The 16,488-nt window shown below is 58.2% G+C and carries 11 protein-coding genes; 5 read left to right on the top strand and 6 right to left on the bottom strand.

What is annotated here, in order from left to right; translation table 11 throughout:
* Positions 1-70 precede the first annotated feature (70 nt).
* Entirely contained in the window at positions 71-1,369 is a 1,299-nt protein-coding gene (locus tag F3H98_RS20130; protein WP_425294860.1) for a PQQ-dependent sugar dehydrogenase, read from the top strand.
* Positions 1,370-1,553: 184 nt separating this feature from the next.
* On the opposite strand, the gene F3H98_RS20125 is transcribed toward F3H98_RS20130, so the two are convergent.
* Positions 1,554-3,632: a response regulator gene (locus tag F3H98_RS20125; RefSeq protein ID WP_149762132.1), complete on the bottom strand. Its 2,079-nt coding sequence runs from the start codon at positions 3,630-3,632 to the stop codon at positions 1,554-1,556.
* Between the two features lie 14 nt (positions 3,633-3,646).
* Positions 3,647-9,358 carry a HAMP domain-containing protein gene (locus F3H98_RS20120; protein WP_149762131.1) on the bottom strand — a complete coding sequence of 1,904 codons (5,712 nt, stop codon included), beginning with the start codon at positions 9,356-9,358 and terminating at the stop codon, positions 3,647-3,649.
* A gap of 736 nt (positions 9,359-10,094) precedes the next feature.
* Here F3H98_RS20120 and F3H98_RS20115 point away from each other — a divergent pair.
* The gene (locus F3H98_RS20115; protein WP_149762130.1) at positions 10,095-11,000 is read left to right on the top strand and encodes a S1C family serine protease; all 906 of its coding nucleotides are present in this window, start codon (positions 10,095-10,097) and stop codon (positions 10,998-11,000) included.
* A gap of 264 nt (positions 11,001-11,264) precedes the next feature.
* Here the strand turns inward: F3H98_RS20115 and F3H98_RS20110 are convergent, their stop codons facing one another.
* Positions 11,265-11,552, bottom strand: coding sequence for a PRC-barrel domain containing protein (locus F3H98_RS20110; protein WP_149762129.1), 288 nt, complete (start codon positions 11,550-11,552; stop codon positions 11,265-11,267).
* Positions 11,553-12,256: 704 nt separating this feature from the next.
* Positions 12,257-12,562 (bottom strand): DUF1236 domain-containing protein, encoded by a 306-nt coding sequence (locus F3H98_RS20105; RefSeq protein ID WP_149762128.1) that lies wholly within the window; start codon positions 12,560-12,562, stop codon positions 12,257-12,259.
* Positions 12,563-12,640: 78 nt separating this feature from the next.
* On the opposite strand from F3H98_RS20105, the gene F3H98_RS31165 reads away from it, so the two are divergent.
* From F3H98_RS31165 to F3H98_RS20095, 3 genes are all read left to right on the top strand, one after another.
* Entirely contained in the window at positions 12,641-12,787 is a 147-nt protein-coding gene (locus tag F3H98_RS31165) for a hypothetical protein (RefSeq protein ID WP_188130487.1), read from the top strand.
* Positions 12,788-13,131: 344 nt separating this feature from the next.
* On the top strand, positions 13,132-15,243 hold the full coding sequence (gene katE / locus F3H98_RS20100) for a catalase (protein WP_149762127.1): 2,112 nt from the start codon (positions 13,132-13,134) through the stop codon (positions 15,241-15,243).
* Between the two features lie 174 nt (positions 15,244-15,417).
* On the top strand, positions 15,418-15,537 hold the full coding sequence (locus F3H98_RS20095; RefSeq protein WP_149762126.1) for a hypothetical protein: 120 nt from the start codon (positions 15,418-15,420) through the stop codon (positions 15,535-15,537).
* A gap of 252 nt (positions 15,538-15,789) precedes the next feature.
* Here the strand turns inward: F3H98_RS20095 and F3H98_RS20090 are convergent, their stop codons facing one another.
* Complete coding sequence (locus F3H98_RS20090) at positions 15,790-16,011, bottom strand: hypothetical protein (protein ID WP_149762125.1); 222 nt, start codon at positions 16,009-16,011, stop codon at positions 15,790-15,792.
* A gap of 53 nt (positions 16,012-16,064) precedes the next feature.
* Positions 16,065-16,445, bottom strand: a complete 381-nt coding sequence (locus F3H98_RS20085; RefSeq protein WP_149762124.1) for a hypothetical protein — start codon at positions 16,443-16,445, stop codon at positions 16,065-16,067.
* Positions 16,446-16,488 lie beyond the last annotated feature (43 nt).

Genomic DNA, 16,488 nt, shown 5'->3' with positions numbered 1-16,488 from the left:
GTTTTTTCAGGATCGCGAGGTTCCCGTGAAAAAGCTGCTTGGCGCTCTCCTTTTGCTGGTCTTGGTGGCAGTGATTGCCGGTGCGACGGTTTTTGTATTCTCTCGCGAAGAGGCGACGGTTCCCATAGAACAAGGTTACGGACCCAATCCTACCCTGCCCGAACCCAATCCGACGCTGCTGCCAACGATCAACGTCGCTGAGGCGACGCCGTGGCCAGAGGGGCTTAAGCCCACCGCTGCGCAGGGATTTGCCGTCAACGAGTTTGCCGCCGGCTTGGACCATCCGCGCTGGCTGCACATCCTGCCCAATGGCGACGTGCTTGTTGCTGAAAGCAACGCGCCGCCAAAACCTGATGAGGGCTTCAGCATCCGAGGCTTTGTCATGGACGTCTTCCAGGGACAGGCGGGTGCCGAAGTGCCGAGCGCCAACCGCATCTCGCTGTTGCGCGATCAAGATGGCGACGGGGTGGCTGAGACCAAGACAGCGTTTTTGACGGGCCTTTTTTCGCCGTTCGGCATGACGCTGCTCGAGGGAAAACTCTACGTCGCCAACGCCGACCGCATCGTGGCGTTTCCATACCAGGACGGCGCGACCGAAATCACCGCGCCGCCGGAAAAAATCGCTGATCTTCCAGCTGGCCGCAATCATCATTGGACCAAGGATGTCATCGCCAGCAAGGACGGCACCAAGCTTTACGCAACCGTTGGATCCAATTCCAATGTCGGTGAAAACGGCATGGATGAAGAGGAAAATCGTGCCGCGGTGCTGGAGATCGATCTTGCAAGCAAGCAAACGCGACTTTTCGCATCCGGCTTGCGCAATCCGAACGGCCTGTCGTGGAACCCTGAAAGTGGAGAGCTCTGGGTCGTCGTCAATGAGCGCGACGAGATCGGCAGTGACCTTGTTCCCGATTACATGACCTCGGTTAAGGACGGCGGCTTTTATGGCTGGCCCTACAGCTATTATGGCCAGCATGTCGATCAGCGTGTCAGCCCGCAGCAGCCCGACCTGGTGGCTAAGGCGATCAAGCCTGATTATGCGCTGGGCCCGCACACAGCTTCACTCGGGCTAACGTTCAATGAGGGCGATCTGTTCGGCCCCACTTTCAAGAATGGCGCTTTCATCGGACAACATGGGTCCTGGAACCGCAAGCCGCGCAGCGGCTACAAGGTTATTTTTGTGCCGTTTGCGAGCGGGAAGCCGTCGGGTCCCCCTCAGGATATTCTGACGGGGTTTCTCAGCGCCGACGACAAAGCGCATGGGCGGCCAGTTGGCGTAGCCATCGACCGCAGCGGCGCGTTGCTGGTTGCCGACGACGTCGGCAACAGGATCTGGCGCGTCGTTCCTGCCTCGGCCAGTTCCAGCTAGATCCAGTGGCCAGCTATCAGGTCAGATTCCAAGCCGGTTTTGGTTGATCGTATTGGGTGAGCTCGGTCTGAGAACAAGTATTTCTCGCAGACATCCAGGTACTGCTGCGGCAGCGTTGCGGCAAACACCCCCGGCCGGCCGCGAAACCTGGCTTGCCGCCAGGAAGGCTCCTGACGGAATAACATCATTGTGCTGCTTCGGGTGTTGAGATCGGATGTGCTGCACGCATGATGCAGTCGATCAGGTCTTGTTCGCGAAACGGCTTGGTCAAAAGCGCCACATCACTCGGGCGTTCGGCAAGTGAGCTCGCATGAGCATAGCCGGTGATGATCACCGCCGGCCATCGGGATCGAAGGGTCCGCGCAAAACGGATCACGTCGGTACCCGTCACAAGCGGCATGGCAAAGTCGGTAACGATGACGTCGAACTTCTCGGGTTCACGTTCGATCATAGCCAATGCTTCTGCTCCGCCAGCCGCGACAGTGACCGCAAAACCATGTTGTTGAAGTGATTGCGCCGTCAAATCCCGCAAAACGCTGCTGTCGTCGATCAACAGAATGGAAGGCAGACCGTCTGCGGCGTAGAGTTCTGGTACGGACGCATTTTGCGCGGGTTCCTGTCGTGTGTCTGCCTCGTCGATCCCGCGCGGCAGCCAAATCTCCATCAGGGTTCCTCTGCCGACTTCGCTGCTGATTTTCAGCGTCCCGCCGGACTGTCGGGTAAAGCCGTAGACAGTGCTCAAGCCCAGTCCCGTCCCCTTGCCGACCGGCTTGGTCGTAAAGAACGGTTCGATGACTTTGGCGACGATTTCGGCTGGGATTCCGCTTCCGGTGTCCTCGACCCCGATCACGACATAGTCACCCCGCGCCAGATCTTGAGAGGATGATCCCGCCGTGCGGTTGTCGGCTCGAATCGTTATCGTCCCACCAGACGGCATGGCATCGCGGGCGTTAAAAACCAGGTTCATCAAGGCAAGCTCAAGGTGTCCAGGGTCGACCCGAGCCGGCCATATGGAGTCGTCGACCAACCACTCAAACCGAATCAGGCCACCCAGTACAGGAGCGATCAGACCCATCATGGTGTCGCGCAGGGTGGCGAAACGCAGCGCGACCGGCTTCAGATTCTGCCGCCGCGAAAATGCAAGCATACGCATCACAAGCTCGGCGCCCTGGGTGGCAGAACGGCGCGTCATGTCTAGAATGTCCCGTGTCGCTGCATCAAGGTTGGCGCGGCGTTCAATCAGCCCCAATCCGCTCAGAATTGCCGCCAGCAGATTGTTAAAATCGTGGGCGAGCCCCCCGGTTAGTTTGCCGATTGCGTCGAGGCGCTGCGATTGCAAAAGCTTTTCTTCCAGAGCCCGTTGTTCTGTGACGTCCAGCATGGTTCCCAAGATCGCGGGCTTGTCGCCCTCGAAGTTTTCAAAAATCACGCCTTGATCGAAAAACACCCGGTATTCTCCATCGGCGCAAAGCCAGCGGAACTCGCAGGCATAGGAGCCGAGGTGACGCGTTTTCTGAAGCGCAAGGACCAGATGTGCGCGATCGTCGGGATGTACCCGCTCCAGCCCGAAATCGGGCTCGGAGGTCAGGCGCTGTCGAGGAAATCCGGTGAGGCGTTCGGCACCTTTCGACACGTAATAGGGGGTGAAAGGCGGCTCCACCGAGCGGGCGTGAAAGCACACGGCAAGCGAGTTCAGTATCGCTTCCTGGCGCTCCATTGATTTTCGAAGGGCGCGCTCTGCCTCCAGTTTTTCTGATTGTGCGTTCAACGATTGCTGCAGGAGAATCTGTTCTTGAGCAGCCTTGTGCTGAATTTCCAGCGTCTTTTCATGAAGCTCAACGAACACCGAGACTTTCGATCGCAACATCACTGGATCGAACGGTTTGAAAACAAAGTCTACCGCCCCGACGTCATAGCCCCGAAGCATATGACCGTCCTCCTTGTTGATAGCGGTCAGAAAGATAATCGGGGTCCGCTTCGATTGTTCTCGCTGGCGGATCATGGCGGCTGTCTCGTAGCCGTCAATACCCGGCATCAAGATGTCCAGCAGGATGACGGCAAACTCTTCCTTAAGCAGGAAACGCAGCGCCTCCTCACCTGACTTGGCGCACACAACTTCGCCCGTGCCGTCAAGGACTTCCCTAATCGCCATCAAGTTGCGCTCGTCATCGTCGACGGCAAGAATGCGGGCTTTCCCTGCCGCCCCGCCCGGATTGGGCCTCACTTCCATATCTGCTGTCTGGCCTGACGATCGCTTTCGCATTGCGATATCCGGCGCTAGACAGCGGTCATGGCGGCAGGTCTGGACCCTTCGGCCCGGGATCTGGACCGGCTGATCCATACACGCAACAAAGCAAGCAGGAGATCAAGGTCGACGGGTTTGGCGATGTAGTCAGATGCCCCTGCATCGAGGCACTTTTGACGATCCCCCTTCATGGCCTTGGCGGTGACCGAAATCAGCGGGATATGGGCGATGGATGGCGTGTCGCGGATTTGGCGCATGGTTTCATAACCGTCCATTTCGGGCATCATGATATCGATCAAGGCGGCGTCGACGTCCGGGGTCTGTTCCAGCAGAACAATGCCATCGCGTCCGCGTTCGGCATGCAGCACTTGGACTTGATAGGTCTCCAAGACGCTCGTCAACGAGTAGATGTTGCGAATGTCGTCGTCGACGATGAGGACTTTCGCTCCAGCGATATCTGCGCCGGCGTCACGCGAAACGACTGGCAAACCGTCGCTGTCGGGGCCATCGCCGGGGAGTCTGGCCGAAATCATGAGGCTGAGTTGCGAAACATTCTCGGCCACCGGAACATCGGCCAGGTCCGGTTTGAGCGCGAGCAATGGAAGTATTCCATCAGGATACTGTGCAAAAAGCACCAGGCGCGCCTGGTCAATTCGTTCTGCCATCTTATCCAGCATCTGAGCGTTTTCTTTTGCCGAACGCGCCATGGCAACAACGACGGCGTCATAGCTGTCAATGCCAAGTTCATCGAGGGTCGACGCCAGCCACCCGATCGCCGTCACAGAGGTAACACCGTCGCGGATGGCGTCGACCAAGGACAGACGCCGCTCCGGATCCGGATCGACCACCAGGACGTTGCGTTGCGCGCGCAGTTTGCTCGAACAAATTTGATTGAACACTTGCGACAGCCCATCGGCGGAGGCCGGTTTGGTGGAAACGCTAGCGGCCCCTTTGCGGATCAGAACATCCAGATCTTCCTTGCCCGAAATGACATGGATGGGAATGTCCCTGGTCTTGGGGTCATGTCGCAGCAGATCAAACAGCACCCAGCCGTCTATATCGGACAGCCCGAGATCGAGCGTGATCGCATCCGGCATCAACTTCCGGGCCAGTGCCAGCGTGCCCGAACCGGCGGTGGACAGAACGCCTTTCAATCCTGCAGCACGCGCCAGGCCAAGCAGCAGGCCGCCAAATGTGGGGTCGTCCTCAACAATCAGCACCACACGGTCGACCGGTGTAATCGTGTCGCGATCGTCCGCCAGCTCTGGCGGGATGGCATTTGCCTGGGTAGCGACAGCTGTCGTTGACTCAACGGGCGCGAAGGCCGGAGGCGCAAAGAGAGGGCGCGGGCCGTCGAACGGAACCAGCAAGGTGAATGTCGAGCCTTTGCCGGGTGTGCTTTCAACCCTCAGCTCCCCGCCAAGCAGGCGGGCGATTTCGCGACTGATCGACAGACCAAGTCCGGTACCGCCATACTTGCGGCTCGTAGTGCCATCCGCCTGCTGGAAAGCTTCGAAGATGAGCTTTTGTTTGTCTTCCGGAATGCCGATGCCGGTATCGGAAACCGAAATCGCAAATGCATTCGGAAGCTTCGAGCCGCCATTGGCACGCTTGGTCTTTTCGACGCCAAAATGCAGGATCACCTCGCCCTGCGAGGTGAATTTGAATGCGTTGGACAACAGATTGAGCACGATCTGTTGCAGTCTCTTTTCATCGGTCCGGACAGTCTTGGGTAGGCCCGGATCCATGGTGATCGTAAAGCCCAGTCCTTTGTCGGTGGCCAGTTGCCGGAAGGTGCGTTCCATATGCTGGCGCAGATGTGCCAAGGGCATGTCGTTGATCTCGATCGACACCGTGCCGGATTCGATCTTCGACAAATCGAGAATGTCGTTAATCAGTCCAAGCAGGTCCGTTCCGGCCGAATTGATGGTCCGTGCGAATTCGATCTGTTTGTCGTTGAGGTTGCCCTGCTGATTGGTGGCAAGCAAGTTGGACAGGATGAGCAGCGAGTTCAATGGTGTGCGCAGTTCATGGCTCATATTGGCCAGAAACTCGGACTTGTACTTGGAAGTGAGGGCGAGCTGCTCGGCTTTTTCCTCAAGTGCCCGCCGTGCCATTTCGATTTCAAGGTTCTTGTTTTCGACCTGCTTTTTCTCGTTCTCGAGCAACTGCGCCTTCTCCTGCAATTCCTCGTTGGTCGCATGCAGTTCCTCCTGCTTCTTGGTCAGCTCGGTCTGGCGTACCTGCAGTTCGGAGGTGAGCAACTGAGACTGCTTGAGAAGGCCTTCGGTCCGCATGGTTGCGGCGATGGTGTTCAGGACAATGCCGACCGATTCCATCAGTTGGTTCAGGAACGACTGGTGGGTGTCGCTGAAGTCGCGGAATGAAGCGAGTTCAATCACCGCCTTGACGTCGTCCTCGAACAGGGCCGGCAAGATAATCACATTTGCCGGTGGCGCGTCCCCCAGCCCTGAGGCGATGCGTAGGAAGTTGGCGGGCACCTCATTCAGCATGATCGCACGCTTGTCGGCCGCACTTTGCCCGATCAGCCCTTCATGGAGATCGAGTCGCTGCCGGATCGCTTCCTTGCTTTCGGCCCCATAGGAAGCGGCAAGCTCAAGATAAGAGTCCTGCTCGTCCCGGTTCGCCACGTAGAACACGCCGTATTGCGCATTCACCAGCGGGGCGAGCTCCGACATGATCAGGCGTGAGACGGTCGCCAGGTCTCGCTCGCCCTGCAGCATGCGCGAAAACCGGGCGAGATTGGTTTTCAGCCAATCCTGCTCGGCGTTTTTCAGCGTCTGATCCTTAAGATTGCGTATCATCTCGTTGATGTTGTCCTTCAACGCCGCGACCTCTCCGGACGCTTCGACGCTGATCGAGCGGGTGAGATCCCCTTTGGTCACCGCCGTCGACACTTCTGCAATGGCGCGCACCTGGGTGGTCAAATTGGCGGCGAGCTGGTTGACGTTGTCGGTCAGGTCGCGCCACAGGCCGGCGGCGCCGGGAACCCGCGCCTGGCCACCGAGCTGGCCCTCGATGCCCACTTCGCGGGCCACGTTGGTGACCTGGTCGGCAAAAATGGCGAGTGTCTCGATCATGCCGTTGATGGTGTCGGCAAGAGAGGCGATTTCCCCCTTGGCGTCGACCGCCAGCTTGCGTTTCAGATTGCCCTGCGCCACCGCGGTGACGACGTCGGCAATACCACGCACCTGATTGGTGAGATTTGTCGCCATCAGGTTGACGTTGTCAGTGAGATCCTTCCAAGTGCCCGCCACGCCTTCGACGCGGGCCTGGCCACCGAGTTTGCCTTCGGTGCCGACCTCACGGGCAACGCGGGTGACCTCGCCGGCGAAGGAGTTCAGCTGGTCGACCATGGTGTTGATGGTCGATTTCAACTCGAGGATTTCGCCCTTCACGTCGACAGTGATCTTTTTCGACAGGTCACCACGCGCCACCGCCGTTGTGACTTCGGCGATGTTGCGGACCTGGCCAGTCAAATTCTCGGCCATCGAGTTCACATTGTCGGTCAAATCCTTCCAGGTGCCGGCGACACCGCGCACCTGCGCCTGACCGCCGAGTTTGCCTTCGGTGCCGACCTCGCGGGCCACGCGCGTCACTTCGGAGGCGAACGAATTGAGCTGGTCGACCATGGTGTTGATGGTGTCCTTGAGTTCAAGGATCTCGCCACGCACATCCACGGTGATCTTTTTCGACAGATCGCCGGAGGCAACGGCTGTGGTCACCTCAGCAATGTTGCGCACCTGGCCGGTTAGATTGGCGGCCATGGCGTTGACGTTGTCGGTCAAATCCTTCCAGGTGCCGGCGACACCGCGCACTTGCGCCTGTCCACCGAGCTTACCGTCCGAGCCCACCTCACGCGCCACGCGCGTCACCTCCGAAGCGAAGGAGTTAAGCTGGTCGACCATGGTGTTGATGACGTCCTTGATCTGCAGGATCTCACCCAGGGCATCCACCGTGATTTTCTGCGTCAGGTCGCCGGTGGCGATGGCCGTTGCCACCTTGGAGACGTCGCGGAGTTGGACCGTCAGGTTGCCGGCCATGGCATTGACGTTGTCGGTCAGATCCTTCCAGGTGCCGGCGACACCCTCGACATGCGCCTGGCCGCCGAGTTTTCCTTCCGAGCCGACCTCACGCGCCACGCGCGTCACCTCCGAGGCGAAGGAATTGAGCTGATCGACCATCGTGTTGACGGTGTCCTTAAGCTCGAGGATCTCGCCCTTGACGTCGACTGTAATCTTCTTCGACAGATCGCCCCTGGCCACCGCCGTGGTGACTTCGGCGATGTTGCGCACCTGGCCGGTCAGGTTTGCCGCCATCAGGTTGACATTGTCGGTCAGGTCCTTCCAGGTGCCACCAACGCCCTTCACTTCGGCCTGGCCGCCAAGCTTGCCTTCGGTGCCGACCTCACGCGCAACGCGAGTGACTTCCGAGGCGAAAGAGTTGAGCTGGTCCACCATCGTGTTGATGGTGTCCTTAAGCTCGAGGATTTCGCCCTTGACCGCGACGGTGATCTTCTTGGACAGATCACCGGACGCCACCGCGGTCGTCACCTCGGCGATGTTGCGCACCTGGCCGGTCAGGTTTTCGGCCATCGAGTTCACATTGTCGGTGAGGTCCTTCCAGGTACCGGCGACGCCGCGTACCTGCGCCTGACCGCCAAGCTTGCCTTCGGTGCCGACCTCGCGCGCGACGCGCGTCACTTCGGAGGCGAAGGAGTTCAACTGATCGACCATCGTGTTGATGGTGTTCTTGAGCTCCAGAATTTCCCCCTTCACGTCGACGGTGATCTTCTTGGACAGGTCGCCCAGGGCGACGGCGGTCGTCACCTCGGCGATATTGCGCACTTGGCCGGTCAGGTTTTCGGCCATCAGGTTCACGTTGTCCGTAAGATCCTTCCAGGTGCCGCCAACACCTTCGACACGCGCCTGGCCGCCAAGCTTGCCTTCAGTGCCCACCTCGCGGGCGACGCGTGTCACTTCCGAGGCAAAGGAGTTGAGCTGGTCCACCATGGTGTTGATGGTGTTCTTGAGCTCAAGAATTTCCCCCTTCACATCGACCGTGATCTTTTTCGAAAGATCACCCGAGGCCACTGCGGTCGTCACTTCTGCGATGTTGCGCACCTGGCCGGTAAGGTTCGTGGCCATTGCGTTGACGTTGTCCGTCAAGTCCTTCCAGGTGCCGGCGACGCCCCTCACTCTTGCCTGGCCACCGAGCTTGCCTTCGGTGCCGACCTCGCGGGCGACGCGCGTCACTTCCGACGCGAATGAGGCCAGCTGCCCAACCATGGTGTTGACGATCTTGCCGATGCGCAGGAACTCGCCGCGCAGTGGCCGGCCATCAATTTGCACCATCATCGTCTGGGAAAGATCGCCTTTGGCCACCGCGCCGATGACGCGCGCCACTTCGGCAGTCGGCTGCACCATGTCCTCAATCAGGTCGTTCACCGAGTGGACGCTCGATTTCCAACTACCTATCGCATTGGGGACACGCCCGCGTTCACCGATGCGACCGTCCTTGCCAACGACACGGCTCAGCCGTTCGAATTCGCGCGTCAATTGATCGTTGAGTTCGACAATTTCGTTGAAGGTTTGGGCGATTTCCGCGTCTAGTCCGTCGTAGCGGTTGTCGATGCGAACCGAAAAATCGCCGCTTCTAAATGCATTCAAGGCGTTCAGAAGTTGATGGCGATCAAGGTGCTCATTGGATGCCAGGACGTTCACGGCCGTTGCCCCCCTCAGGCTTACCGATTGATGATCCAGCCTTGCCTATAACGCTCCGGCCTTTGTGGTCGCGACGCATCGCGCGCGAAGCTGTGAACGCACACAATAGCAATAGGTTCCCAGTAACTGTAAGGAATTTTGCGCCTTCTGCGCGTCGAAGCGCAGGACTTTCGGAACGATATTTTGAAAGAATGTTCCTGGGCGATGTTATTAAAATGGATTTAATCTGGAAACAATAAAGTCAGCGAAGCCAGACTGCGCGTTCGCCATGGCGGTTTAGGGCCACTGTGCTCCTCCACGGTGTCTTGAACGCCCGTTCTCGCTCTTTGGGGATCCCTCTAGCCAAAGAGGCGTGCCCGAACTACTCGAAGCCGGGATCAGCGAACAGGAGGTCCTTGATATCTTCGCGACGATTGGATCCGATCGGTCGCCCGTAAGCAGAGAAGCGAGGCATCTGGCTGCAGAACACGATGCACTCAATAGAAGCCTTAAACTGTCCACAACATCGAAGACATGACCGCGTCAACAGCCGATCCGGCATGCAGACGGTCTAATGAACTATCAAGGCGCTCGCCGTCTCCAAACGTCCCGCGGTCTTGGGCGCATTTCGTCACGAAACGTCAGCTTCCGCCAATTGGGCTAAGCTGTCGCTGCTGCCTCGTTTCAGGGCTTGCACCGAGCGTTGCGCTTCATACGTATGGGATGTTGGTCTGCGACGTATGCCTGGGCTAGAAGCATGAACATCAATCCGATTTTCCGCTCAATCGTGGCCCTCCGTTCTTCGGTTCCCGAAGACGCCTTTACGGCTACAACACTGGGTACCAAGCGGGAAGGAAGTGGTGTCGTCATCCGGGAAAGCGGGTTGGTGCTGACGATCGGCTATCTAATCATTGAGGCCGAAGAAGTGTGGGTGACGACAAATGACGGACGCCTTGTTGCCGCCCATGCGCTTGCCTACGACCAGGAAACCGGATTCGGTTTGGTGCAGGCAATTGGCACCTTGGCCCTTCCCGCGCTGGACTTCGGCAACGCGGCCGAAACCCAGATCGGCGATCCCGTCATACTTGCCGATGGCGTCGGCCGATCCGTGGAGGCCACCATCGTCGCCAAGCAGGAATTCGCCGGTTATTGGGAATATTTGCTGGACGAGGCAATTTTCATCGCGCCAGCTCATCCCTCCTGGGGTGGTGCCGCACTCGTCGGAATGGACAGCAAACTGCTGGGTATCGGCTCTCTGCGCCTGCAGATGAGCCGAAACAGCGAGAGTGCGGATTTCAACATGGTCGTGCCGATCAGCCTGTTGCCGCCCATTCTCGACGAGCTGATCAATCGTGGCCAGGTCAGCAAGCCGCCACGGCCTTGGCTCGGTACGTTCTCCGTCGAGAGCGACGGCGCGGTTGTGGTCATAAGCGTCGTCGAAGAAGGTCCGGCTGATCAGGCAGGTCTGCGTCGCGGCGATATGATTTCGGATATCCGGAACGAAGAAGTTCTCGGTCTGGCCGATTTCTACCGCAAGCTATGGAAGAGCGGCCCTGCAGGAACAGAGATCCCGATGCGCGTGGTGCGCGACGGCCGCGAAACATGGCTGCGCATCACGTCGGCCGATCGCACCAGCTTTCTGCGCAAGCCGCAACTGCAGTAGCTGCGCACGTTGGAGTTGGAGCTATTTATCTGACCGCGCTTTAGGCGGATTATCCCGCGCTGGGAGGAGGCTGTCCGATTTAGCCGGTCATAAGAGCGCCCCTTCCAAGTCCCCCTTGGCCCAGGCTACTCCACAGGGTTGCATCCATCGCCGATCCTCACCGCCAAGAGGCCAGATAGATTACGCAGTCCTAGTGAAGCTTCCCCACGCATCGAACGGCCGCCTGCAGGTGAAACTGGCCCGACGGAAGTCGGGCCGTGTCAGTTATTCGTTCAGATGTTCAGGCATTTCCTTTAGCTGATCCTTCGACCAGGTAGTGATGGCGTGAACGTCGCCGTCCTCATCTCGCATGAAGTCGAGTTGGTCAGCTGACATGGCGACGGACTTGGCGCCAATGCCAAGGAAGCCGCCTACTTCCAATATGACTTGGCTGCCGTGCATGTGGGAAACCGTCCCGACCTCTTCGTCGTCAGGGCCATAGATTGTGGCGCCTTGCAGTATTTCGGGCACCAGTTCATCGCTAGTAAGCCGTACGTGATTAGTATGGTCCATTTGAGCCTCCAGTGGGTTGAACTTGCCTAACCGCTGAATCGGCAAACCGTTCCACCCTGCAATGCGTTAGGACGTCATTGCGTGGTGGAGACCCTGCAACCCGTGAGGTAATGGCAGAGAGCGGGAGGGTGGCTAACTCGACATATCATAACGACCAGAGTACGCGGTCAGGCCAAGGTGCTGGGAGCAGTCTATCGATATGCATGCGGATAATGCGTAGCCAGCCATTCCGCAGCGCCCGGAAGAACCCGGTAGTGTCCCCAGTTCAAGTTTGTGATTTCGGTGACGAGCAAGCCGTCGTTCTGGTCGACGACCGTCCGCAATGTCTCCAAGACCGATCCAGGTGATCGATGATCTTCAAAGAGCCACAGAGATTGTAACGCCTTCACTGCACCACCATCAGTGAGCATTTGGAACAGCGGCTGATAGTCTCTCCCGGGCGCCCGAAGGTCGTAGCGATCGCGTATGATGGCATCGCGACTTCCTACTTTGAGCCCGCATTAGGAAATCGGACGTGGAGCTCACCGACAAGCAGCAGCGCTTCTTCGCCAGAGCAACTGCGGCCGAAAGAGCTGGCACAGTTACATCCAGCGGACCCAAGACGAAGGAACGACGCGCCGCTCCAGCAAGAGGCAAGCGGCGGAAGGAAGCTGTCTAGTAAAAGGCGCCCTGATGCAGTGTTTCTACATCAGGGCGCCCGCCGGTCAGTCTATGATGTGTACGACCTTGCGGGTCTGGGGCTCAATAAGCACGGTACGGCCGTCCATTACGACGTACTGATACTTGTTTGGCACGGTGTTGTCGGCAAGCGCGCCCGGCTTGAGAATATCAGGAATGATCGCCCCTATTACCAGTTCAAAGTTGGATGGACGTTCGACGACCACCGGATTGTTTTTCACGTATTCCCGGACCACGACTTCCTGTTCGGGGGTGACGACTACAGTCTGGGCAGCCGCGAATGCGGTTCCTGCGAGCAGGATGGTGGCGGCAAGTGCGCTTCGGAAAATCATTTCAATACCTCCTGAGTTGATGCGCAACAACCGCCGTGGACCGAAACGGTTCCGTGCATGGTGCCTCCACCATTTGAGATGAGCGAAATCGCCAATCTCTTGCCGGTCGCCCTCCCTCTCTTGGATTGGGCCCTCGATAGCCTGAGTGTGCCGGCGGAAAACGCCGCCGGCATGAGCCGCTTCCTGGTGGGGGTGACAGGGATCATCGTCATCGAAATCATCTGAAAGCCTTTCGCATGAAGCTCGAAGAGGCGAAGATGGGGGGCATCGGATGGTCAACAACCGGAACGTCACTAAAGCGGCCAAAACGCAATTTCCAACAGCGCTGGTCGCTGCGGCCGTGTTGGTCGCATGTCATCTGGTTTGCCCTGACGGCAGGCCGATCGATACTACGGCATGCAGTTCTCCGGAGCGGGTTTTCAAGCCTCGTAAGGCGATGTTGCGCTGCGCTCCGCAGCTAAGCTTCCTGAAAATTTGAAACATGCGCTCCGTCAGGAACCGATGGCCCCTCTTTGGATTATGAGAGACGTGCAAACCGCGCGCACCTTTTCTCTTTAGGGAACGCAAAAATGGCCAAAACCAGCAGACAGCCGACGGGCAAGCCCGCGACAATCCATGATCAAAAGCTGGTGAGGGGAAATGGAGGGGAGCTTCATCAGCTTGCAGAAGGCGAGACTGAGGTCCTGACGACCGCTCAAGGCGGACCGGTCGCTGACGATCAAAACTCGCTCAAGATAGGGTCGCGTGGGCCAACGGTCCTCGAGGATTTTCATTTCCGCGAGAAGATCTTCCATTTCGACCACGAGCGCATTCCAGAGCGCGTCGTCCATGCACGCGGTTACGGTGCGCATGGATATTTCGAAACCTACGAGTCGCTGGCTCCCTATACGCGAGCTGACCTTTTCCAGCGAGCCGGCGAGAAAACGCCCGTGTTCGTACGCTTTTCGACCGTCGCCGGTTCCAAGGGATCAGTCGATCTCGCGCGAGACGTGCGCGGCTTTGCAGTTAAATTCTACACCAAGGAGGGCAACTGGGATCTCGTTGGCAACAACATTCCAGTCTTCTTCATCCAGGATGCAATCAAATTTCCCGACATCATCCATTCGGTGAAACCCGAGCCCGACCGCGGTTTCCCCCAGGCGCAATCTGCACACGACAATTTCTGGGATTTCATCAGCCTGACGCCGGAATCCATGCACATGATCATGTGGGTCATGTCGGACCGGGCCATCCCCCGATCCTTCCGCTTCATGCAAGGATTTGGCGTTCATACATTCCGACTGGTTAATGCCAAAGACGAATCCACCTTCGTCAAATTCATCTGGAAGCCAAAGCTTGGCATGCAGTCGGTCGTCTGGAACGAGGCCGTCAAGATCAACGGGGCTGACCCGGACTTTCACCGTCGCGACCTTTGGAATGCCATCCAGTCAGGCGACTTCCCCGAATGGGAGCTGAACCTTCAGCTTTTCGACCAGGAGTTTGCCGACAGCTTTGACTTTGATGTTTTGGATCCAACCAAAATCATCCCCGAAGAGGTTCTGGAACCTGTGCCAGTCGGACGTTTGGTACTCGACCGCATGCCTGACAACTTCTTTGCAGAGACAGAGCAAGTCGCGTTCATGACGCAGAATGTGCCGCCCGGCATCGACTTCTCAAACGATCCGTTACTTCAAGGCCGCAATTTTTCCTACCTCGACACTCAGTTGAAGCGGCTGGGAAGCCCGAACTTCACTCACATCCCAATCAACGCGCCCAAATGCCCGTTGCATAACTTTCAGCAGGACGGCCATATGGCGATGCGCAACCCTGTCGGGCGCGTCAATTATCAACCAAATTCCTGGGGCGAGGGGCCGAGGGAAAGCCCGCAAAAAGGCTTCCCGACTTTTGCCAATCCGGAAGAGGGCCAAAAAGTGCGTCTGCGGGCCGAGAGCTTTGCCGACCACTATAGCCAAGCACGTCAATTTTTCATCAGTCAGACACCGCCCGAGCAACGCCATATTGTAGTGGCGCTGACATTCGAGCTTAGCAAATGCGAGAATCCTGTCATCCGAGAACGGATGGTCTCGCACCTACTCAACATCGACGAGACGCTGGGCACGGCGATTGCAGATAAGCTTGGCATCAAAAAACTGCCAAAACCCGCCGATGCAGCGGTAGAGCCCCGCGACGACTTGCCCACCTCGCCAGCCTTAAGCATCATTGAAAACGGCCCAGAAAGTTTTGCCGGCCGCAAGGTCGGGGTATTGGTCAGCGTAGGAGCTGATGCAGCTTTGTTAAATTCGCTTCAATCGGCAGTCGAAAAGGAAGGGGCCGTGATGGAGGTCGTCGCTCCCAAAGTAGGCGGGGTCGAGGCAGAGGACGGCAGCTGGATTGATGCCAAGCACATGATCGATGGTGGACCCTCCGTCTTGTTCGATGCAGTGGCGCTAATCGTTTCGGAGGAAGGTGCCGAACAGCTGACGCGCGAGGCCACAGCACGTGATTTCGTGGCCGATGCTTTCGCCCACTGCAAATTCATTGCGTTTTCGCCCACCGCAGCACCATTGCTGGTGAAGGCGGGCGTCGATCCGAAAGCCGACGAAGGCATGATTAGCCTCGATGATCCGAAGGCGATTGCCGCTTTTATCGAGTCCTGCCGCAAGCTCCGTCACTGGGGTCGGGAGATGGCGGTCAAGCTATAACCGGGTTCGAGCGCACCGCCGCAGGGGAAGTTTGTCCAATTTGGCCTGGGCAGTCACAGACGGTAAACACGAAATGCATGCTGGGCGCCTCGGGACTGAGAATTCATCTCAGCTTTTGGATCGCTGCGTGCGTGCTTGAGGGAGGAGTGATGTCCGCCTATTGGATTGCTGGGTATGACAGATGCTGCTGCAATCCTTGCCGAGACGCTGGCTGAAGAAGAAGCCACTGATGAAGCACTGTCAGCTTTGGGCGAAGGCGGTGTCAACACACGTGCAATGCAGGAAGCGGCCTGAATACTAGTTCAGGATCGATCTCAGCCCGCCGTCCTCACGCGGCGGGCTTATTTGTTTGATCAATGCGGTAATATGGCCATCTTCGGTGCAACCTCGGAATTCGACTTCCACAACGATTTCTTGTTTCTCAGCCCTGGGGTTCGCGGTGAGGTCGTTTGGATTACATCGCTTGGTTTTCAGGGGAGGGCGGATTTTGATGCCATTTCCGTGGCTCATCCGACTGACGCGGACATCGAACGTGCATTCAATCGATCATTCACCCTTGTCGATTGCGGCGCCTTCATCTGTCAGGTGTAAGGCACTGCCGACCTCGGATACCGCAGCCCTCCCAGCTTGGGCCGCCCCCGCGCCTAGCATGGAAAAGGCGGCGCCGGGGTGATGGCGCAACAGGACGCCAAAAGCCCGAAGGATCGCGCTCGACGTTATCCGCTGCAGGGCGGTGTCTTTATGGCTGCGCAGAAGCCAGCGTTCCATCGGGCGGGGCAATCCGCTGCGGGCCGGATAGCCCTTCTTACGTGAACCCCTTACTAGTTCACCGCCGCCCTTTTTGGGCGTTTCGAGTGCCCAGCGGCAGCCTTCTGTGTCGCGGGGAGGAAGGTGTGGGCGGCGCCGCGTACCACGTCGATCATCGCATTAGCCGCACTCTGCGCGGCCTCGACTGCCAGACTGGCCGCCTGTGCACCCTTCTTGGCGCCCTTCTTCGCACCCTTCTTGCCCGCTGCCGCAAGATCCTCGCGGTGCTCGACAAGCACGGCGGCGGCGGCGCCGGCGCCCGCGGTCAAGGCGTTGGCGAGCACGTCACGCCCCATAGGATTGTTCAGCAGGGCGCGCAGCATCTTCGATTTACGGGCGGATTTGGGCACTCTGTACCCGGCGACCTTCTTGGGCAGCTTGAATTTTTTTGCCATGTTGTTCTCCCTTTTAATCTGAACGCAACGGCTTTCGAGCGGT

The organism is Neomesorhizobium albiziae (assembly GCF_900114255.1).
Lineage (GTDB): Bacteria > Pseudomonadota > Alphaproteobacteria > Rhizobiales > Rhizobiaceae > Neomesorhizobium > Neomesorhizobium albiziae.
The sequence above is the reverse complement of the archived record's forward strand: the minus strand, read 5'-3'. Positions and strand labels throughout refer to the sequence as shown.

Bases quoted from the DNA above. Each gene is read 5' to 3' on its own strand.
- F3H98_RS20105 (WP_149762128.1), bottom strand. From the start codon at position 12,562: ATGATTTTCCGAAGCGCACTTGCCGCCACCATCCTGCTCGCAGGAACC.
- F3H98_RS31165 (WP_188130487.1), top strand. From the start codon at position 12,641: ATGAGCGAAATCGCCAATCTCTTGCCGGTCGCCCTCCCTCTCTTGGAT.
- F3H98_RS20110 (WP_149762129.1), bottom strand. From the start codon at position 11,552: ATGGACCATACTAATCACGTACGGCTTACTAGCGATGAACTGGTGCCC.
- F3H98_RS20085 (WP_149762124.1), bottom strand. From the start codon at position 16,445: ATGGCAAAAAAATTCAAGCTGCCCAAGAAGGTCGCCGGGTACAGAGTG.
- F3H98_RS20095 (WP_149762126.1), top strand. From the start codon at position 15,418: ATGACAGATGCTGCTGCAATCCTTGCCGAGACGCTGGCTGAAGAAGAA.
- F3H98_RS20115 (WP_149762130.1), top strand. From the start codon at position 10,095: ATGAACATCAATCCGATTTTCCGCTCAATCGTGGCCCTCCGTTCTTCG.
- F3H98_RS20090 (WP_149762125.1), bottom strand. From the start codon at position 16,011: ATGGAACGCTGGCTTCTGCGCAGCCATAAAGACACCGCCCTGCAGCGG.
- katE (WP_149762127.1), top strand. From the start codon at position 13,132: ATGGCCAAAACCAGCAGACAGCCGACGGGCAAGCCCGCGACAATCCAT.
- F3H98_RS20125 (WP_149762132.1), bottom strand. From the start codon at position 3,632: ATGCGAAAGCGATCGTCAGGCCAGACAGCAGATATGGAAGTGAGGCCC.